The sequence below is a fragment of the Clostridium sp. OM05-9 genome, from assembly GCF_003481465.1.
In the GTDB taxonomy this organism is placed as follows: Bacteria; Bacillota; Clostridia; order Lachnospirales; family Lachnospiraceae; genus Coprococcus; species Coprococcus ammoniilyticus.
The window spans coordinates 257255-279273 of the sequence record NZ_QULF01000001.1; the positions used below are offsets into that span (position 1 = coordinate 257255).

At 40.5% G+C, this 22019-nt stretch carries 20 protein-coding genes and 1 pseudogene; all 21 read left to right on the top strand.

From position 1 onward, the window contains the following. Position 1 precedes the first annotated feature (1 nt). Positions 2-1324: a GHKL domain-containing protein gene (locus tag DXB77_RS01175; protein WP_118662482.1), complete on the top strand. Its 1323-nt coding sequence runs from the start codon at positions 2-4 to the stop codon at positions 1322-1324. Between the two features lie 163 nt (positions 1325-1487). Then, positions 1488-2444 carry a hypothetical protein gene (locus DXB77_RS01180; RefSeq protein WP_118662483.1) on the top strand — a complete coding sequence of 319 codons (957 nt, stop codon included), beginning with the start codon at positions 1488-1490 and terminating at the stop codon, positions 2442-2444. A gap of 247 nt (positions 2445-2691) precedes the next feature. Beyond that, a complete protein-coding gene (locus DXB77_RS01185; protein WP_118662484.1) occupies positions 2692-4218 on the top strand; it encodes a DNA methylase in 1527 nt (508 codons plus the stop codon). Between the two features lie 15 nt (positions 4219-4233). Next, the gene (locus tag DXB77_RS01190; RefSeq protein WP_118662485.1) at positions 4234-4668 is read left to right on the top strand and encodes a hypothetical protein; all 435 of its coding nucleotides are present in this window, start codon (positions 4234-4236) and stop codon (positions 4666-4668) included. 149 nt (positions 4669-4817) lie between these two features. Further along, complete coding sequence (locus DXB77_RS01195; RefSeq protein WP_021945016.1) at positions 4818-5705, top strand: sulfide/dihydroorotate dehydrogenase-like FAD/NAD-binding protein; 888 nt, start codon at positions 4818-4820, stop codon at positions 5703-5705. After that, on the top strand, positions 5705-7093 hold the full coding sequence (gltA, locus tag DXB77_RS01200; protein ID WP_021945015.1) for an NADPH-dependent glutamate synthase: 1389 nt from the start codon (positions 5705-5707) through the stop codon (positions 7091-7093). Before DXB77_RS01195 ends, gltA begins: the two co-directional genes overlap by 1 nt. A gap of 143 nt (positions 7094-7236) precedes the next feature. Continuing rightward, a pseudogene (locus tag DXB77_RS01205) lies at positions 7237-7497 on the top strand (hydrolase); the annotation flags it as partial. 221 nt (positions 7498-7718) lie between these two features. Beyond that, on the top strand, positions 7719-9065 hold the full coding sequence (gene gdhA, locus DXB77_RS01210) for an NADP-specific glutamate dehydrogenase (protein WP_118662486.1): 1347 nt from the start codon (positions 7719-7721) through the stop codon (positions 9063-9065). A 257-nt stretch (positions 9066-9322) separates the two neighbouring features. Next, positions 9323-9988, top strand: a complete 666-nt coding sequence (locus tag DXB77_RS01215) for a phage holin family protein (RefSeq protein ID WP_117822191.1) — start codon at positions 9323-9325, stop codon at positions 9986-9988. 137 nt (positions 9989-10125) lie between these two features. Beyond that, positions 10126-10560, top strand: coding sequence for a transcriptional repressor (locus DXB77_RS01220; protein WP_117808319.1), 435 nt, complete (start codon positions 10126-10128; stop codon positions 10558-10560). Between the two features lie 134 nt (positions 10561-10694). Beyond that, complete coding sequence (locus DXB77_RS01225; protein ID WP_243100120.1) at positions 10695-11819, top strand: putative manganese transporter; 1125 nt, start codon at positions 10695-10697, stop codon at positions 11817-11819. A gap of 27 nt (positions 11820-11846) precedes the next feature. Next, on the top strand, positions 11847-12581 hold the full coding sequence (locus tag DXB77_RS01230; protein ID WP_118662488.1) for an SDR family NAD(P)-dependent oxidoreductase: 735 nt from the start codon (positions 11847-11849) through the stop codon (positions 12579-12581). A 100-nt stretch (positions 12582-12681) separates the two neighbouring features. Continuing rightward, the gene (locus DXB77_RS01235; RefSeq protein WP_117808322.1) at positions 12682-12924 is read left to right on the top strand and encodes a hypothetical protein; all 243 of its coding nucleotides are present in this window, start codon (positions 12682-12684) and stop codon (positions 12922-12924) included. A gap of 350 nt (positions 12925-13274) precedes the next feature. After that, a complete protein-coding gene (locus tag DXB77_RS01240) occupies positions 13275-13832 on the top strand; it encodes a LytR C-terminal domain-containing protein (RefSeq protein ID WP_118662489.1) in 558 nt (185 codons plus the stop codon). A 159-nt stretch (positions 13833-13991) separates the two neighbouring features. Continuing rightward, positions 13992-14864 (top strand): YitT family protein, encoded by an 873-nt coding sequence (locus DXB77_RS01245; protein WP_118662490.1) that lies wholly within the window; start codon positions 13992-13994, stop codon positions 14862-14864. A 197-nt stretch (positions 14865-15061) separates the two neighbouring features. Beyond that, complete coding sequence (ugpC, locus tag DXB77_RS01250; protein WP_021943138.1) at positions 15062-16174, top strand: sn-glycerol-3-phosphate ABC transporter ATP-binding protein UgpC; 1113 nt, start codon at positions 15062-15064, stop codon at positions 16172-16174. Positions 16175-16381: 207 nt separating this feature from the next. Next, positions 16382-17470, top strand: a complete 1089-nt coding sequence (locus DXB77_RS01255; RefSeq protein WP_021943137.1) for a helix-turn-helix domain-containing protein — start codon at positions 16382-16384, stop codon at positions 17468-17470. A gap of 128 nt (positions 17471-17598) precedes the next feature. Next, positions 17599-18285 (top strand): cell division ATP-binding protein FtsE, encoded by a 687-nt coding sequence (ftsE, locus tag DXB77_RS01260; protein ID WP_021943136.1) that lies wholly within the window; start codon positions 17599-17601, stop codon positions 18283-18285. Further along, positions 18275-19183, top strand: coding sequence for a permease-like cell division protein FtsX (gene ftsX, locus DXB77_RS01265; protein ID WP_117822188.1), 909 nt, complete (start codon positions 18275-18277; stop codon positions 19181-19183). Before ftsE ends, ftsX begins: the two co-directional genes overlap by 11 nt. Positions 19184-19196: 13 nt before the next feature. Then, entirely contained in the window at positions 19197-20420 is a 1224-nt protein-coding gene (locus tag DXB77_RS01270) for a M23 family metallopeptidase (protein WP_243100121.1), read from the top strand. 222 nt (positions 20421-20642) lie between these two features. After that, positions 20643-21911 carry a S41 family peptidase gene (locus DXB77_RS01275; protein ID WP_243100122.1) on the top strand — a complete coding sequence of 423 codons (1269 nt, stop codon included), beginning with the start codon at positions 20643-20645 and terminating at the stop codon, positions 21909-21911. Positions 21912-22019: the final 108 nt, after the last annotated feature.

Here is a 22019-nt window from a genome sequence, read left to right on the forward strand (position 1 = left end):
CATGATAGAAATTTTTTTATATAACAGTATTGAGATTATTAAATATTTTATAATCTTTTCGTTTTTATTCCAGGGAAAATTTTATAAAGATAAGAGACAATGGTTTAGAATTGGAATATGTCTGATAGGTTTTATAATAGAAATATATTTAATACAAAGGAAAGTTTCCTTTGTATCAGTTTTTTATATATTGTTCATCGTGTTACTTTTATATGATGGCAAAATGAAAAATAAAATTATAGTGTATGTATTATCATTGATAGGTGTTAATTATATTGATACTGCGATGTTTGTAACATTAGGATATTTAATAAAAGGAAAAATATGGTGGTATTATATTTATGATGCAGGATGGATTAAGATATATGCAAATATAATTTCATTTATTATAGTCATATTGATCGTTTTGGGATGCCGCAGATTTGTTAGAAAAAATATGTTGAATAGGAAAATTGAGACCTTGCAATGTTCCTTATTATCAGTAGCAATGCTGAGTCTTTATTTCATTTTTATAATTATGATGATGACTATGGCATATGGGAAACCAGAAAACAGGGCACGGCTGTATAACATTATTGGGCTTACCTTTGCTATAATCGTTGCTTGTATTATTGTATTCTTCCTACATTCAAATCGTTTAAAACACCAAAATGATGTACACATAGAAACGGAAGGGCTTTATGGCGAAAGTTTAGGATTGAAATTGGCATATGGTGAACAAGTTCATGATGATTATGAGAAGGTTCGGCAGTTCAGACATGATTTCAGACACCATATTGCAGCAATGGAAGGTCTGGTCTATGGTGGAGAATATTCAGAATTGGAGAAATATATGGGACAATTATCCCAGAAGGATAAAGAGTTAAATCGAGAACGGGTTCGGTATACCGGAAACTTTATGGTTGATTCTATTATATTTGGCATTACAAGGGATCAGAAATTTAAAGAAGTTGATTTTCAATTTGATGGTGGATTGCCAAGCAATCTGGGTGTTAAAGATATTGACATTTGTGGAGTTCTGGCGAATGCTCTTGAAAATGCAATGGAAGCGTGTCTGAAAGGAAATGATAGGAAAGCGGTTATTATGAAAGCTGGCTGTTATGAAAATATGATCAGTTTTCAAATTAAGAATACATATGACAGCAGCCGTTATAAAGCATTGGCTGGCGGTGAATTTTATTCTTCCAAAGAGGGAGATGGTCATGGATACGGAATCCAGAATATGGAACGTATGGTAAAATCCTATAATGGGAGAATGGAGTACAACGTAGATCCGGAATGGGTAACAGTCGATATCTTTTTACAGCAAAAAGATGAGATATAAAAGGATATTCTGACATATTGAGGATTCTTTTTAGGTAAATAATTATAAACTTGTTTTCCGTTCGGATATCCATTACAATCAAACTTGGAGAGACGGAGGTAATATACAAAGCTAAAATATGCATGTTATTCTGTTCTATCAGTATTAAGAAAGGAGATAGAACATGGATAACGAAATTGTATATTCCTCCAATGCTACTGATCAGAAAGCACAGTATGATGCCAGTGCCAAGCGGCTGCTTGGACAGAAGATCATATTGGCGCATATACTGATCAGGGTAGTAGAAGAATTTAAAGGCATGGATGCAGATACGGTTGTATCATTGATTGAAGGTGAACCGTATATCAGCCAGATTCCGGTTGAACCTGGACTAATGAACAAAGAAGCAGTGGATGTCAGAACCGGTGAACGGATTGTCGGACTGAATACAGAAAGTTCCGAAATTGATGAGGGAAAGATATATTTTGATATTATTTTCTATGTACAGATGCGGGATGGATTGGCAAAGATGATCATCAATCTGGAAGCACAGAAGAATGAACCGACAAAGTACTTTATCTTAAATCGGGCAATCTTTTACACCGCAAGACTGGTGTCATCCCAGAAAGAGCGGGAATTTACAGGTTCTGACTATAACGAGATCAAACAGGTATATTCCATCTGGATTTGTATGAATATGGAGAAGAACAGTCTGAGTCATATCCATATGGTGAAGGATGATCTGGTAGAGGGACAGGATTGGAAAGGCAATCTGAATATTCCTAACATCGTGATGATTGGGCTGGCAAAGGAGATACCACCCAAGGAAGAAAGATATGAATTGCATCGATTGCTTGGAACACTATTGTCACAGACAATGACGGCAGAACAAAAATTGAAGCTGATGAAACAGGAATATAACATACCGGTAGACAGACGCAGTATAAGGAAAGAGGTGAATATCATGTGCAATCTGAGTGAAGGCGTAGAAGAAATGGGATATGCAAAGGGCGAAGCCGCTGGCAGGGTAGAAGGAAAAATTGAATTTATTCTGAATATGCATAAGAAAGGCTACTCCTTAGAGCAGATCATGGATGTAACCGATATGAGCGAAACGGAAATTAAGGCAATTATAGGCTAAAGACACAGGCAGAACAGATAGCATGTATATTTTAGTAGAAGTCCAGATATGGTAGAGATGCTGTATCTGGACTTTTTTGCTCCAATAATATCCCTGACATAGCGCCGGAAACAGGTGGAACTTTATCTTTGTATCCGTATTTTGCCATTGAGAAAACCAACCATTTTACATATAATTGAAGAATGGAATAAAATGCAGAACAACTGTCGGATGATGTGGATAAAATATACGGAAGGAGCATGGATAAATGGAAGAAAATAAAACGTATATAGCGATTGATCTGAAATCCTTCTATGCTTCCGTAGAATGCAGAGAGCGGAACAGAGACCCCCTGACCACAAATCTAGTAGTGGCAGATCCGAGCCGAACAGAGAAAACGATCTGTCTGGCGGTATCCCCTTCTCTTAAGGCATATGGAATACCGGGCAGGGCGAGATTGTTTGAGGTTATTCAGAAGGTAAGGGAGGCAAATAACGCAAGAAGACGGAATATATCGGATCATCATTTTACCGGGACATCGGATGACAGCACGAAGCTGGGGACAGATCCGACTCTTCAGCTGGATTATATTATTGCTCCGCCGCGCATGGCACTTTATATGGAATACAGTACACGGATCTACGACATTTATTTGAAATACATTGCGCCGGAGGATATTCATATTTATTCGGTCGATGAGGTATTTATGGATGTGACCAGCTATCTGAATATCTATCATATGACAGCCAGAGAATTAGCCATGATGATGATACGGGATGTATTAAAGACGACCGGAATTACAGCGACGGCAGGAATCGGAACCAATCTGTATCTTTGTAAGATCGCGATGGATATCGTGGCGAAGCATATCGAACCGGATAAGGATGGAGTGCGGATCGCGGAGTTGGATGAAATGTCATATCGCAGGAAGCTCTGGAGTCACAAGCCGATCACAGATTTCTGGCGTGTCGGTCAGGGCTACGCGAAGAAATTAGCCGAATATGGACTATACACGATGGGCGATGTGGCGAGATGCTCGGTCGGAAAGGCAAATGAACTATATAATGAAGATTTACTATATAAGTTATTTGGCATTAATGCAGAGCTGCTGATCGATCATGCATGGGGATATGAGCCTTGCACGATCGATCAGATCAAGGCATATAAGCCGGAGACGAACAGCATTTGCACCGGGCAGGTACTGCATTGTCCGTATGATTTTGATAAGACAAGGCTGGTTGTGAAGGAAATGACCGATCTTATGGCGCTTGATCTGGTGGACAAGGGACTTGTTACGGATCAGATCGTGCTTACGATCGGATATGATATTGACAATCTGACAGATCCGGCGAGAAGAAAGAAATATAAAGGGGCGGTTACGACGGATCGATATGGACGAAAGGTTCCGAAGCATGCGCATGGGACAATCAATCTGAAGCGGCAGACCTCATCGACGCAGATGCTTATGGATGCGGTAATGGAACTGTATGACCGGATCGTCGACAAGGATCTTTTGATCCGGAGGATCAATATTACTGCGAATAAACTGGTGGATGAACATACTGTCACAAATGACGATGCGTATGAGCAACTTGATTTTTTTACAGATTATGAGGCTGTAAAAAAACAAAGGGAGAAAGAGGAAGCGGATCTGGAACGGGAACGCCACATGCAGGAAGCCATGCTCAACATCAAGAAAAAATATGGAAAAAATGCGATCCTGAAGGGCATGAACCTGCAGGAAGGGGCAACGGCGAAAGACAGAAATGCACAGATCGGCGGACATAAGGCATAAAGAGGTATATATAACATGCAGGATCAGAACAACCATAAATATGATGATATCATTCATTTGGAACACCCTGTTTCAAAGACACATCCGCAGATGTCACTCTATGACCGGGCGGCACAATTTGCGCCGTTTGCGGCACTGACAGGACATGCGGCGGCGATTCGTGAGACTGCCAGACGGACAGATGAGAAACGGGTGCTCAGTGATGAAGTATTGGAAGAATTGAATGAGAAACTAAACATTATTTCAGCCAATATAGGTACAGAACAGTTAGTGGATATTACCTATTTTGTACAGGATGAGAGAAAAGCCGGAGGAGAATATGTTACGCATTCCGGTATCGTTAAGCGAATCGATCTGTACAGGAGAGCGGTGATCATGGCAGATGCAGCGATCATACCGATTGAAGATATCAGTCGGATAGAAAGCGATCTGTTTTCCGGTTTGGAGTAACGTAAAAATTATATGAAAATGCCTGAAAATTACACCTTTACAGTATTTGTTAATAGATGCTATAATGGACTATATTGTGCGATTTCGGCAGTGTAGTATTCCTGAGTCTTGTGTGGAGAGTCGGGAAAAGAGAAAGGAAGGATAAAAACGTGTTTAAGATTGTTAGAACAGAAGCGTTGACAGATGCAATCTATCTTATGGACGTGGAAGCACCAAGAGTAGCAAAGAATTGTCTTCCGGGTCAGTTTGTAATCGTAAGAGGCTCAGAAGATGGAGAGAGAATTCCTCTTACAATCTGCGATTATTCAAGAGAAGCAGGCACGATCACTATCGTATTCCAGGTAGTAGGTGCAGCAACAGAGATGATGAAGAATTTAAAGGTTGGAGACAGCTTTACAGATTTTGTTGGACCGCTTGGCCGTCCGTCGGAATTAGTAGAAGAAGATTTAGAGACATTAAAGAATAAGAAGATCTTATTTGTAGCCGGTGGTGTAGGAACCGCACCTGTATATCCACAGGTAAAATGGTTACATGAGCATGGAGTAGCCGCTGATGTTATCATCGGTGGAAGATCCAAAGAGCTTATCATTCTGGAAGAGCAGATGAAGGCAGTTGCCGGAAATCTCTACATTACAACAGACGATGGTTCATATGGAAGCAAGGGCGTTGTTACAAATGAGATTCAGAAGCTTGTAGACGCAGGCAACAAATATGATGTATGCGTAGCAATCGGACCGATGATCATGATGAAGTTCGTTTGTAAGCTTACAAAAGAGCTTGAGATCCCTACAGTTGTCAGCCTGAACCCGATCATGGTAGACGGTACCGGTATGTGTGGTGCATGCCGAGTAACAGTTGGCGGCGAAGTAAAATTCGCATGTGTAGACGGACCTGAATTTGACGGACACCTTGTAAACTTCGAAGAAGCTATGGAGCGTCAGCAGATCTATAAGACACAGGAAGGCAGAGCATATCTTGCAGCCAAGGAAGGCGACACCCATCATGGTGGATGCGGACAGTGTGGAGGTGACAAATAATGGACGTTTTAAATAGAGTACCGGTTCGTGAACAGGAACCTGCGGTTCGTGCAAAGAATTTTGAAGAAGTATGTTACGGATATAATGAAGAAGAAGCAATGGCAGAAGCAGCAAGATGTATCGGCTGTAAGAATGCACAGTGTGTAAAGGGCTGTCCTGTTTCTATTGATATTCCTGGATTTATCGCTCATGTAAAGAAGGGCGAATTTGCAGAGGCATTCCAGGTGATCAGCAAATCATCAGCACTCCCTGCTGTATGTGGCCGTGTATGTCCACAGGAGACACAGTGTGAAGGTAAATGTATCAGAGGCATCAAGGGCGATCCTGTATCTATCGGTAAACTGGAGCGTTTCGTTGCTGACTGGGCAAGAGAGCATGGCATTAAGCCGGAACCGGCAGCAGAGAAGAATGGCAAGAAGGTTGCAGTTATCGGTTCCGGTCCATCCGGTCTTACCTGTGCAGGAGATCTTGCAAAGATGGGTTACGATGTAACAATCTTTGAAGCACTTCATGAGACAGGCGGCGTACTGGTTTATGGTATCCCTGAATTCCGTCTTCCAAAAGATGGCGTAGTAAAGAAAGAAATCGAAAATGTAAAATCCTTAGGTGTTAAGATTGAGACTGACGTTGTAGTCGGTAAATCTGTAACAATAGATGAATTAATGGAGGAGGAAGGCTTCTCAGCAGTATTTATCGGTTCCGGTGCAGGACTTCCTAAGTTCATGGGTATTCCGGGTGAGAATGCAAATGGTGTATTCTCAGCAAATGAGTACCTGACAAGAAGTAACCTGATGAAGGCTTACAAGGAAGGCTCTAACACACCTATCATGGTTGGTAAGAAGGTTGCCGTTGTCGGCGGTGGTAACGTAGCAATGGATGCTGCAAGAACAGCACTTCGACTTGGCGCTGAGACACATATTGTATATAGACGTAGTGAAGAAGAACTTCCTGCCAGAGTAGAAGAAGTACATCATGCAAAAGAAGAAGGAATCATTTTTGATCTCCTTACAAATCCAACTGAGATCCTTGAAGATGAAAAGGGCTGGGTTAAGGGCATGAAATGTGTTAAGATGGAACTTGGTGAGCCGGATGCATCCGGTAGAAGAAGACCGGTTGAGATTCCTGATTCTGAGTTCGTTATGGATGTGGATGCAGTTATCATGTCACTTGGTACTTCACCAAACCCACTGATCTCATCTACAACAAAGGGACTTGATACAAATAAGTGGAAATGTATTGTTGCTGATGAAGCAAACGGACAGACCACAAAGACAGGTGTATATGCCGGTGGTGATGCAGTTACCGGTGCAGCTACAGTTATCCTTGCTATGGGAGCCGGAAAGGCAGCAGCAAAGGGCATTGACGAGTACCTCAAAGGACTCAACTAATATATAGTCTTTGAAACAAAATAAAGGATGGTATTATCTATTATTCCACAAGACGTTTAATAGTAATACCATCCATTTATTTTTGAATCAATACGACGGTTAAAATAATTGAGGTCTTTTGAGATCTGTTTTAATAAGAGATGGTGGTGTTTGCAGCAGATGAACTGACAGGCCTGATCTGGGCAGCGGCATTGATGCGTCCGTCAAAGAGCACAAAGGATATGGAACTGAAATCTCTGAAGAAAAAATACAAGAGCAAGGGATTTGCTGCAGGCTGTTCCAGAGAAGTGATTGAACGTGGTGCTGCACAGCTTAACTGGGAGCTTGAGAAGCTTCTGACCATGACATTACAGGCAATGGCAGCAACGGAGGATGAGATCAAGGCAGAGATGGAAGACCTGTAAATCCCGCTAATTTGCTAGCACTTTAGCGCATTACAACTTAAGAAAATCCTGCTTTTTCATTAAAAAGATAAAAAAATTCATAAAAATCATATTTTTACTTGATAAATTCAAGTCTATTGTTTATAATCTTAAGTGGAAATTTTCTTAAAGAGAAAATACTACTCCAAATGAATTTCGCAGAGATGCGATTTACTTATAATTAATTTAAGGAGGATTTTAAGATGTCATACGTTGATGAAGCGCTGGAGATCGTAAAGAAGAAAAATGCTGACCAGCCAGAATTTTTACAGGCAGTAACAGAGGTTCTTGATTCACTTAGACCTTGTATCGATGCAAACGAGGAGCTCTACAGAAAGAATGCGATTCTTGAAAGAATCACAGAGCCGGACAGACAGATCATGTTCAGAGTACCTTGGGTAGATGACAATGGACAGGTTCAGGTAAACAGAGGTTTCCGTGTACAGTTTAACAATGCTATTGGACCATACAAGGGAGGATTAAGACTTCATCCTTCAGTTAATTTAGGTATTATCAAGTTCCTTGGATTTGAGCAGATCTTCAAGAACTCACTGACAACACTTCCAATCGGTGGTGGTAAAGGCGGTTCTGATTTCGATCCTAAGGGCAAATCAGATAGAGAGATTATGGCATTCTGCCAGAGCTTTATGACAGAGCTCAGCAAGTATATCGGAGCAGATGTTGATGTTCCTGCTGGTGATATCGGAACAGGCGGAAGAGAGATCGGTTTCATGTTCGGACAGTATAAGAGAATCCGTGGATCATTCGAAGGTGTTCTTACAGGTAAGGGACTTACATATGGTGGATCACTTGCTCGTACAGAAGCTACAGGATATGGTTTATTATACTTAACAAACGCATTATTAAAGGATCATGGTATTGATATCGCTGGTAAGACCTGTATCGTATCCGGTGCCGGTAATGTTGCAATCTACGCGATCCAGAAGGCACATCAGTTAGGCGCTAAGTGTGTAACATGTTCAGATTCAACAGGTTGGATTTATGATCCGGAAGGAATCGATGTTGACTTACTTAAGGAAGTTAAGGAAGTTAAGAGAGCACGTCTTACAGAGTACGCAGCAGCCAGACCAAGTGCTGAATACCATGAGAAGAAGAACGGCGAGCACGGTGTATGGAATGTTAAGGGTGATATCGCATTACCATGTGCTACCCAGAATGAATTAGACTTAGACGATGCAAAGGCATTAGTTGCAAATGGTATTATCTCTGTAACAGAGGGTGCTAACATGCCTACAACATTAGAGGCTACTAAGTACTTACAGGAGAATGGCGTATTATTTGTAGGTGGTAAGGCTGCTAACGCTGGTGGTGTTGCGACATCTGCACTTGAAATGAGCCAGAACTCAGAGAGACTTTCATGGACATTTGAAGAAGTTGACGGCAAGTTAAAGGGAATCATGGAGACAATCTACGCAAACATCAGCGACGCTGCTAAGCGTTACGGTGTAGAAGGCGACTATGTTGCAGGTGCTAACATTGCCGGTTTCGAAAAGGTTGTAGAAGCTATGCTTGCTCAGGGCGTTTGCTAATCAAATGCCGGTCAAAATCTGACGATAATTATTATATAGTAAATGTTAATATAAGATCCCGGAATCGTGATATGCGGTTTCGGGGTTTTCTTTGCGAGAAAACAATTACAGAAAAGAAAATTTAATAACGCTTTATTTCGGAATATGCAGATAAAATCTATAATGATTTTATGGAAAGTTTTTGATTGAATCTATGGATATCTTTTCGTATAATGTAGATATTATATGCTTTTTACATAAAAAAGGAGGATGTTGATATGGGAAGAGATATTGTACTTGCAAAAATAAAAAAAGGTGGAATCACAGCGATTGTCGGCGGAGCGGTGTTAATGCTGATTTTCGGATTGATCACAATAGGTGTGATGTCAGATAATGCAGATGACGGAATGGGTATGATCATTTTATTTGGTTTATTTGCATTATTAGGAATTGTATTTATCATAATGGGGATTCGTAATATTGTACGACCTGAAAAAACCGGCTATTTGAAAAATAACCCGCAGCTTTTGGAGATGGCCGACCAGTTATATTCGCATATAATATATGAAGACCAATATGTATTGATTTCTGATAAGGTGCTTGCAAATAAGAAACAGCCGACACAGATGACCTGGCTCTGGGATGTATATCTGATTTATCTGCATACTACATCGACGAACTTTATTCCAACCGGAAGTGAATATGTAATCGAAAATCGTTTTCCAAAGAACCGTGTTGCTATTAATGTACTGGCAAGAGGAAAAAAGAGTAAACAGGAGTTGTTGAATGTACTTGCACAGGCATGTCCAAATGCGAGATTTGGATATTCTGATGAGGGACTGGCATATCTTCAGTATATGAGAAATCAGGATCTTAGAAATATTCCGAATACACCTTATTATCAGGGGGTACCGGTGCAGATGCAGGACAATGTGCAGCAGTAATTAGAATATGCAGTAGGAAGATAAAGTATAGATAGAATGTGTAACAAAAGGCAGATACTGTGACAGTAGATCGATACTGCATAGAATAACAGTTTACATAGTGGAGACTTAAGAACAGATAGAAAGCAGGAATTGAGATGGAACGTAAACATGAATATCAGACAAAGAGCAGACAGATGATCCTTGATTATCTGATCCGGAATAAAGATCGTGCCGTTCATGTGTCGGATATTATACAGCATATGGATCAGGAAGAGTGTTCGGTAAACAAGACAACTGTATACCGATATCTGGATAAGCTGGTTGCAGAGAAGACACTGATGAAATATGTGGCTGATAAGGGCGAAAAAGCAGGATATCAGTATGTAGAACAGCCATCCAGATGTCAGAAGCATCTACATCTGCAATGCTCCGAATGTGGAAAGGTCATCCATCTGGACTGTGATTTCATGAAAGAGATATCAGAGCACATTTTGTCTGATCATGGGTTCACACTTTGCTGCAAGGATTCCATTTTATATGGTGTTTGCGACAAATGCAGTAAGAAAGAAAAGAAAGAAATAGAAAAATAAAACCAGATAACAGGAATTTCCATGCTGAAAATTGAATATTTCTGATAATAGGAGTTGACATTGGGGAAAATAATGCTATAATCTGATAATGCAACTTGGTTGCAAATTATATTTTTAGGAATGAGATGGATAGTATGGAATTGTTATTTGATTCGTTTTCAGATGCACTGATCGATAGTGTAAAATTAATACCATTTTTATTAGTGACATATCTGCTGATGGAATGGTTGGAGCAGAGAACAGAAGAAAAGCAGAAGCAATATATGCAGTCTGCCGGTGCGTTTGGTCCGTTGGCAGGTGGAGCACTTGGAATCGTTCCACAGTGTGGATTTTCCTGTGTGGCAGCGAACCTTTACAGTGGTGGTGTGGTTACAGCAGGAGTTTTGCTTGCAGTATTTATGTCAACCTCTGATGAGATGCTCCCGATCTTTATTTCGCATACAGTAAATGCCGGTACAATTATTCGTATCCTGCTTACAAAAATGTGCATTGCGGTCGTTACAGGTTATGCAGTCGATCTTGCAAATAAATATATTCGCAGAAGATATCTGGCAGGAAGAAAAACGAAGCGTACAGCGTCTTCAAAAAACGATAATTCTAAAATTACAGACAGTGCAGATGAATCAAAGCATTCTGGATATTCCGTTCAGGCAGCACAGACAGTCAATGCAGAATGTACACATAATAAAGATACTCAAACACATAATGGAAAAAGTGTGCATGTGCATGATGAAAAAATTATTCATACCGACGATGAAAAAAGTACACACACACATCATGGACATATCCACTATGATGGTACAGACATAGAAGAAAAACATATCCATGATCTGTGCGAGCAGGAACACTGCAACTGCGAGGACGGAATCTGGATGTCGGCATTAAAGCACACCTTGAAGATTACGGTATTTATCCTGGCGGTATCCTTTGTGTTAAATATTATTATCGGTATCGCAGGGGAAGATGCGATTGGAAGACTTCTTGGTGATGTACCGTTCCTTGGAGAAGCAATGGCGGCACTGATTGGATTGATACCAAACTGCGCACCATCTGTTATTATTACGGAGCTTTATCTGGATGGTATGCTCAGTGCCGGAGCAATGATGTCAGGCCTGCTTGTCAGCGCAGGCGTAGGACTTCTGGTATTGTTCCGTATGAACCGCCACAGATTGAAAGAAAACATTATGGTCGTTGGAACCTTGTATGTTACTAGTGTGTGCTGGGGGTTGTTGATCAATCTGTTGGGTATCACATTTTAAATAGAAAGAACAGCGAGAACAGAAAGAATGGAGCAGAAAACAGCAATAGTTATCGGGGCATCAACAGGAATTGGTGCAGCAACGGCGGAAGCCCTTGCACAACAATATAAAAAAATAGCCATAACGTCATTTCGTCATCCGGAAAAGCTGAAAGAGGTTCAACAGAAGATACTTGCGCAGGGCACAGATTGTTATGCAGAGACCGGTGATGCCGGAGATTTTACATTTGTGAAGCAGTTTATAGAACATGTAACCGAACAGTTTGGGGAGAAGATTGATCTGTTGGTCAATAATGCCGGAATTTCTTATGTCGGACTGCTGACGGATATGGATGAAATGGACTGGAAAAGGATTATAGATACGAATATAACGTCAGTATTTAACACATGCCGGCAGGTTGTGCCATACATGGTGCATGCACATAAGGGACGTATTATCAACATTTCATCTGTATGGGGCAATGTTGGAGCCTCCTGTGAGGTAGCGTATTCAGCGACCAAAGGTGCGGTCAATGCATTCACAAAGGCACTTGCGAAGGAACTTGCACCAAGCGGCATAGCGGTAAATGCCATTGCATTTGGTGCAATTGATACTGCGATGAATGGACATCTGTCATTGGAAGAAAAAACCGTTCTGGAAGAGGAGATTCCGTTTGGCAGGATGGCTACAGAGAAAGAAGCCGCAGATTTTATCGTAACGACAGCAAATGTCGGCAGCTATCTGACCGGTCAGGTCCTGACCTTTGATGGTGGCTGGCAGTAGTCTGGTAAACGTTTGCATTTTCCCTAATTTTCTATTGAAAAATTGTTCATATTGCTATAAAATAATCTATGCAAAGTTGCGCAGATATGGGGTAGAGATTATGGGAATAAAGTTTATTAAAAAGAAAAAGAGTGAGGTTGCTGCGGCAAATACATTGGCAGATCTGAGAACGACAGTAGATAAAGATGGCAATGTTGAGATCGTTTCGAAGAATTTTACAATGACAACTAGTCAGCAGCCGAAGAAGGAAGCAGAGGCTTCGGAGTGGACATGTTGGGGCTGCGGACATGTAAACAGTGGAGAAGTTTGTGAGGTCTGTGGGAAAAAACGGGTACAGAAGTAAAAATATATGGAATCGGTTGATTTTTAAAACAGAGAGTATAGAAGTGGAAAAGGATTCTTGTATGAAAACATATAAGGATTCTTTTTTTATGTCGGGGAAATGGACAAAATACAGGATTGTATATTATATTGGTCGATCATTTGCCGCGGATACATAAGAAATTGGAAATGCAGGTTGAAATTTAAAAGTTCGTTTGGTATACTCATTAGGTGATTTTTAGGTGTTAATGAAGAATCATAGAATAGTAATGCTTTTGGTGCATTTGTGATGCATGGAACTGGTAGGCTGTTTTAAGAACAATCGGATGTTCCTAGGATGCATTATAGTATATATTAAATGGAGGCCAGAAAATGGGAAAAAAAGTATTGAGATTATTTCTGGAAACAATGCTCAGAGCACTTGTAATTATTCTTGCAATTGGGATAGTTATTATGGGAGCACTGCTTATAAAGACCTTAGTAAAGAATAATTCTCTGAAAGACAGTAAGAAAACAACAAATGGAAAAGAGATCGTAACAGAAGCAGGAGATGAAAATGATCCTACCTTCAAGAATGGAGATGGAGAAAACAGTGGATCAGATGGCTCAGACGAAGCGGGTTCCGTTGCTTCCACAGATGCGAAGATCCTTGTTATCAATGCGACAGGAACAAGTGGCGTTGCCGGTGCATGGAAGACAGCATTAGAAGGCAAGGGCTATACTTCTGTAGAAGTTGGTACGTATACACAGTCTGCAATTGCAACCTCAAAGGTATGTGTATCCGGTTCATATGATGGAGCAGATCTTGCTGCTGAATTAACTTCGCCGGAGATGTCAACGGTAGATTCCGTAAGCGCATCTGATTGTGATGTATCAATTGATGGATATGATATTATCGTTATTATAGGAACTAGCGATATTAAAAATTAAACAGAACAACTGGAAGAACATGTATTTGTACAGGTTGCCCATACAAAAAACAGGTATTGTCACAGAAGTGTGACAGTACCTGTTTTTTGTTTTAGATGCACATGACTACACTGGAATAAATCGGACATACTATAAAAAACTGTATGAAAGGCGGTTTATATGAAAAATATTGGCGAAGTGATAGAAACATATGCATTGCTTACGGTGGCAGCATTTCTGATGTCGCTTGGGGTTGTCTGGATTTTTAACAGTGAACAGATCGTGCCGGGTGGTGTGACAGGAATTGGAATTATAATTGAGAATTTGACAAAAGGGATGGGAAACGGAGAAACAGGCATACCGGTCTGGCTGAGTAATCTGGTGATCAATATACCTCTTTTTATCTGCGGATATTTTCTATTGGAAAAGAAGAGCATGATAAGGACAGCATATACAACAGCCGTTTCAACAGTATTCATGGCGGCTATTCCCACATTTCCGCTTGCAACACAGGATAAACTGCTGAATATGATCCTTGGCGGTGTTATGTTTGGCTGTGCTTATGGGCTGATGTTCCGGCAGAATGCTTCCTCCGGCGGGGTTGATCTGATGGCATTGATCCTGAATCATCTGCGGCATGATATAGGAGCACCATTATTTCTTGGCGGGATCGATCTGGCGATCGTTGTGGCAGGCGGACTGGCATTTGGATTTGAAAATATGCTGTATGCAGTTATTGCGATTGCGATATCGACAAAATTATCCGATGTGATCGTGCAGGGACTCCGGCATGGAAAACTGGTATATATTATTTCTTCCCATTGTGAAGAGATCAAAGCCTGTATCATGAATGAGATTGGAAGAGGTGTGACGGTATTAAATACCAGAGGCGGTTACACGAATGAAGGGCGTGTAATGATTATTTCTGTTTTGTCAAGTAGGCAATTAGTAGAATTAAAAGATAAAATAAGGACAATTGATGAAAATTCTTTTCTCATTGTAGGGCAGGTTACGGAGGTTTTTGGTGAAGGTTTCACAAAATTCTCGCCTTAAAAGTTCTTAAATCGACGCGAATATCGTCAAAATGTTAGTTTTTTTGCGGTCGTATACAAAACAAACAAAACATTAAAATTTTTTTTGGGCAATAATCATATGGTTTAAAGAAGGGGAATGTTGTAAAATGACACTATGTTCAGAACGAATGAATAAATAAAACAATACTATATAATATTTACGGAGGTATTTGCAGAATGGCAAGTTTATCACTTAAGAACATCTATAAGGTATATCCTAACGGATTCAATGCTGTTAAGGATTTCAACCTTGAAATTGAAGATAAGGAGTTCATCATTTTCGTTGGACCTTCAGGATGTGGTAAGTCAACAACTCTTAGAATGATCGCAGGTCTTGAGGATATCAGCTCAGGTGAGTTATGGATCGGCGACAAGCTTGTAAATGACGTAGAGCCTAAGGACAGAGATATTGCAATGGTATTCCAGAACTACGCTCTGTATCCACATATGTCAGTATATGACAACATGGCATTCGGACTTAAGTTAAGAAAGGTTCCAAAGGAGAAGATCGACAAGGCTGTTCATGAAGCTGCTAAGATCCTTGACATTGAGCACTTACTTGACAGAAAGCCAAAGGCTTTATCAGGTGGTCAGAGACAGCGTGTAGCTATGGGTCGTGCAATTGTTCGTGAGCCTAAGGTATTCCTTATGGATGAGCCACTTTCAAACCTTGATGCGAAACTTCGTGTACAGATGCGTGTTGAGATTTCCAAGTTACATCAGAGATTACAGACAACCATCATTTACGTTACACATGACCAGACAGAGGCTATGACACTTGGTACAAGAATCGTAGTTATGAAGGATGGTATCATTCAGCAGGTAGATACACCACAGAACTTATACGATAAGCCATGTAACTTATTCGTAGCTGGTTTCATGGGTATGCCACCTATGAACTTCATTGATTGTAAGGTAGTTAAGTCTGGATCAGACATTCTCTTAATGTTCGGTTCACACTCAATCAAAGTTCCAGACAGCAAGGCTGAGAGACTTATCGCACTTGATGCAGTTGATAAGGAAGTTGTTCTTGGTATCCGTCCAGAAGATATCCACGATGAGCAGCTCTTCATCGAGTCTTCACCAGAAAGCGTTATTGATGCAAGAATCAATATCTATGAAATGTTAGGTGCAGAAGTTTACTTATACTTCACAATCGATCAGTTCGATATCACAGCAAGAGTTAATGCTCGTACAACAGCAAGACCTGGTGATACAGTTCAGTTCGCATTTGACTTAAGCAAGATTCATATCTTTGATAAGGAAACAGAGGAAATCTTAGTAAGCTAATAGATGCTACATACTTAATATTTATAAACAAAGAGGGAAAATGCAGAAAATTCTGCATTTTCTCTTTTTTTTTTTTGAAATATGTTTTAGAATAGGTACAGTAGTGTATTTTGTTATTCGTATGCTTTCCGGGAGGTTTATCCGTCGGGCAGAATGGATAAGGAAAGAATACAGAATCCGAATATAAGAATAAGGAGTGTAGAATATATGATATCGAACCAGATACTTCAGGATACGATTGATGGATTAAAGAATATTACAAGAACCGATTTATGTGTTCTTGATACAGAAGGTAAAATACTTGCATCAACATTTAAGGATGTCGATGACTGCGAAGAGGCAGTGCTTGCGTTTGTGGATTCCCCGGCAGAGAGTCAGGCAATTCGTGATTACCAGTTCTTCAAGGTATTTGACGATAACCAGTTAGAGCATATCTTACTTGCAAAAGGTGAGACAGATGATACCTATATGGTAGGTAAGATCGCAGCATTCCAGATCCAGAATCTGTTAGTTGCATACAAGGAGCGTTTTGATAAGGATAACTTTATCAAGAATCTTCTGCTGGATAATCTGCTTCTTGTTGATATTTACAACCGGGCAAAGAAACTGCATATCGATACAGATGTCAGAAGAATCGTATTTATCATTGAAACCAAGAATGAGAAGGATACCAATGCACTTGAGACGGTTCGTAATATCTTTTCAACAAAGACAAAGGATTTTATCACTGCTGTAGATGAGAAGAATATTATTCTTGTAAAGGAAGTAAAGCAGACAGAGTCCTATGATGATATGAATAAGATTGCAAAGGTCGTTGTAGATATGCTGAATACAGAGGTTATGTCTTCTGTTCATGTATCTTATGGTACGATTGTAAATGAGATTAAGGAAGTATCCCGTTCTTATAAAGAAGCAAAGATGGCACTGGATGTAGGAAAGATCTTCTACGAGAACCAGAATATCATCGCATACAGCAATCTGGGAATCGGACGTCTGATCTATCAGCTTCCACTTCCGCTTTGTAAGATGTTTATCCGTGAGATTTTCGATGGCAAGTCACCGGATGAATTCGACGAAGAAACACTTACGACGATTGATAAGTTCTTTGAGAACAGTCTGAATGTATCAGAGACATCCAGACAGTTATACATTCACAGAAATACTCTGGTTTATCGTCTGGATAAGCTTCAGAAGAGTACAGGCCTGGATCTTCGTGTATTTGAGGATGCGATCACATTTAAGATCGCGCTGATGGTTGTAAAATACATGAAGTATATGGAGTCATTAGATTATTAAAGGTAAAAGCTGGTCTCTTTGTAATATATTGTATGCATGATTTACACATATATTTCACATTTAGTTGCTATACTTGCAAATGCAAAGAGAGAGAAAGTACAGACAGTTAAAGTTGAAAGGAAACCATTATGATAGAGTTAGAGAATGTTACTATGACCTACCCGGGTGGTATGACGGCTCTGAAGAATGTTAATATCAATATAGAAAAAGGCGAGTTTGTCTTTATCGTTGGAAGCAGTGGATCTGGTAAAACGACATTGATCAAGCTCTTATTAAAGGAACTAGATCCGACATCCGGTTCTATCCGTGTAGCGGGATATAATTATAAAACGATCAAAAAGAAGAATATCCCAAAGGTCAGAAGAAAGATTGGAGTTGTATTCCAGAACTTCCGACTGTTAAAGGATCGTACCATCTATGAGAATGTCGCATTTGCACAGAGAGTTATACAGACTCCTGCAAGATATATCAGAAGACGAGTACCTGCTATGCTGACGCTGGTAGGACTTGCTGATAAGTACAAGTCATATCCAAAGGAGTTATCCGGTGGTGAACAGCAGAGAGTTGCCATGGCAAGAGCTTTGGTAAATAATCCTGAGATCATCCTTGCCGATGAGCCAACCGGTAACCTGGATCCGAAGAACTCAGAGGATATTATGGAGCTGCTGGACGATATCAATAAACGTGGAACGACAGTTGTTGTAGTTACACATAATAAGGATATCGTAAATGAGATGCGAAAGAGAGTAATCACACTGAAGAAGGGTGTGGTTATCAGCGATGAAAAACAAGGTGGTTATATAGATGAAGATTAGTACATTCTTTTATATCCTGAAACAGGGATTTACAAACATCAGAAGAAATATATTGTTCTCCCTTGCATCCATCGGTACAATTATTTCGTGTTTGTTTATATTTGGTATTGTATATGCAGTTGTTGTTAACTTCCAGTCCGGAATGCAGGATCTGGAGAACAACGTAACGATATCTATCTTTTTTGATGAAGATATTCCGGATGAAACGGTTCAGTTGATCGGAGAGCAGATCCGTGTTCTTGATTATGTGAACACAATGGATTTTATCAGTGCAGATGAAGCATTTGATAAATTCTGTGAGCAGAACTATGATGATCCGGAGGCAGCAAAAGCAGCTTTTGGTGATGACAATCCGTTAAAGAATTCTGCTTCTTATGAGGTAACATTGAAGGATGTATCCAAACAGGCTGAATTTGTAGCATTTGCAAAGGGACTGGACGGTGTAAGAAATGTCAGAAGCTCAGAGGTAACGGCTGATAGTATTTCGACATTATCATCACTGGTCGGTTATGCTTCCGTCGGTATCGTTGTGATACTGATGCTGGTATCTATCTTCCTGATCAGTAATACGATCACGATCGGTATTACCGTTCGTAAGGAAGAAATTGCGATCATGAAGCTGATCGGTGCAACAAACTTTTTTGTACGTGCACCGTTCATAATAGAAGGTATTATTATCGGAGCAGTCGGTTCTGTTATTCCGCTTTATCTGTTATATATTATGTATCAGAAGATTCTGGAATATGTGGCAGGACGATTTGCAGTTCTGACATCAGTATTTGCATTTGTAAGCAAAGAGGAACTGTTCCGTACGATGGTACCGGTAGGCTTAATACTTGGTATAGGTGTAGGTTTGTTTGGTAGTTTGATCACTACCAGAAAACATTTGAAGGTTTAAGGGAGGTTTTATTTTGAAGAAATTTCAGATCCCATTGATGAAGAAATTCAAAAAGACAGCAATTGTTGTCGTATGTGCAGTTGCACTTGCGGCAATACCGCCGGTTTCCAATGTCTCAGCAACTACCATGCAGGAGGCACAGGACAGCAAGAATGAAGCAGAGGGAAATAAAAAAGATGCACAGAATGTGCTGGATGGTCTGCAGGAGAGACAGAACCAGTTGATCAGTGATGTTGAAGTACTTGATAAACAGGTTTCTGATATTCAGACAAAGATCACTGCAAAAGAGGAAGAAGAAGATCAGTTGAATACTGAGATCGATGATACAAAGGAAAAGCTGGCAGCAGCCCAGGTTGAGGAAGATAATCAGTATGCAGCAATGATGAAGCGTATTCAGTATCTCTATGAAAACGGAGAGGTAGAATACATAGACACACTGATGTCATCTGCTTCCTTTACAGATATGTTGAATAAATCAGAATATGTTGAGCAGATTTCAAGCTATGACCAGAAACAGTTAAATGCATTGATTCAGACCAGACAGGATATTCAGGATTACGAAGCAACACTGGAAAAAGACCTGAAAGAGGTTGAGAGTGTTAAGGCTGATCTTGAAACTGAAAAAGATAATCTGAATACAACAATTACAGAGAAGAATAATAAGATCGCAGAGTATTCCAAGGATATTGACGCTCAGGCAGCTATGGTTGAACAGTATCAGAAAGAGATTGATGCAGCAGATGCAGAGATGGCAGCCATTCAGAAGCGACTGGATGAGCAGCGTGCAGCACAGCAGCAGAGTGGCGGTAGCAGCGGAAGCAGTGAGCCACAGTACTATACACCAAGCGGTGGTTCTTACATGTGGCCTGCTACACAGGGAAGCCGGATCAGTTCTTACTTCGGACCAAGATCTTCACCTACAGCAGGTGCAAGTTCGAACCATAAGGGAATTGATATTCCATGTCCAACCGGTAGTGATATTGTTGCATCAGCAGCAGGTACAGTTGTTGTATCACAGTACAGCTCATCTGCAGGATACTACATCATGATCGATCATGGAAATGGTGTATCGACAGTATATATGCATAATTCCCAGTTGGTTGTCAGTGTAGGACAGAGTGTTGAACAGGGACAAGTAATTGCCAAGGCAGGAAGTACCGGATACAGTACGGGTTCCCATTGCCATTTTGGAGTTATGATTAATGGATCTTATGTAAATCCACTGGATTACCTGTAAAAAGGCAGAAAGTTGGGATTCATACAAGTATGATAACCAGTCAGAAATGTGAGATTTTACAGAATTACACATAGGATAAAGCAACAGACAGATCGGGTGAAAGCTGGATTTGTCTGTTGTCGTTTATAAAAGGAAATTTTCGGGAGATATTCAAAAGGCTAACATGATACAAATGAATATGAATGATTATTTCTAAGAATATGAAAGGATGCAGAATGTGCGATGCGCATTGCAAAAGGTAAAATGAAGCATAATTTTAAGAAATGGATTCTTGGTGTGGCAGTTATAGCCGGATGTGCGGGAATGATGGGATGCTCCTTTACGAAGGACAATACAAAAAGCGGCGATTTGAATACGGATGCCGGAAAACGGCATGATGATCTGGAATACAATGGTTCTGTTGTGGATGAAGATACACTGGAGAAGCTTGCAAGTCTGGAGACAATCATTGATCAGTCGTATTATTTTGATACATCGGATGAGGATATGCAGAATGGTCTGTATGCCGGGCTGATCGAGGCATTGGATGATCCATATGCAAAATATTATACACCAGAGGAATTTGCAAAATTGCAGGAAGACAGTTCCGGAGAATATGCGGGCATCGGTGTTGTTGTGAGACAGGATGAAGATACTGGATATGCAATCGCAGTCAGCATTACAGAAGATTCCCCGGCATCAGAAGCTGATATTAAGCCAGACGATCTGATCTGTAAGATCGATGATTATGAGATTCAGGAATCTGATGATTTGGACTATCTGGTTACAAAGATCCGTGGAGAAGAAGGTACGGATGTCACTCTTGAGATCTACAGACCAAGCGAACGGAAGTACCATACAGTAACCCTTACAAGAAGAAAACTGGAAAACAGTACAGTTTCTTATTATATGGCAGATACAGATAAGAAGATCGGCTATGTCCGTGTAACACAGTTTGTTGCGAATACAGGTGCTTTGTTCAGAAAAGCAGTAGAAGATCTGCAATCACAGGGAATGACAGCGCTGATGATCGATCTCCGTTCCGATCCGGGCGGAATGTTATCAACGGTTGTTGATATGTGTGATTATCTGCTCCCTGCCGGTAAAATCGTATATCAGGAAGATAAGAATGGAAATGTCTTATCAACGTATGAGTCTACGGATGAAGAGCAGCTAGATCTACCGATGGTAGTGCTCGTAAACGGAGAAAGTGCAAGCGCATCCGAGATCATGACAGCGGCATTAAAAGAATATGGCGTAGCAACGATTGTTGGCGAGAACACATATGGCAAGGGAATCGTACAGTCGGTTATTCCGCTTTCTGATGGCTCAGCAATAAAGCTTACAACTGCCAAATATTTCACACCAAATGGAAATGATATTCACAAGAAGGGTGTAGCACCGGATATCGAAGTAGAACTTCCGGAGGATTATGTTTCCGATGATTTCCAGGGCGAGAAAGATACACAGTACCAGAAGGGGCTGGAAGTCCTGCGCGGGAACGTAAAATAGAGTAGGATTAGGTGTAGAAAATAGAGTAATTACATGGTATAATATGCGTAAGCATTGAGCCGTGCCAAAACAAACTCTGATGATTCGGCTGCTTGCAGACGAAAGCAT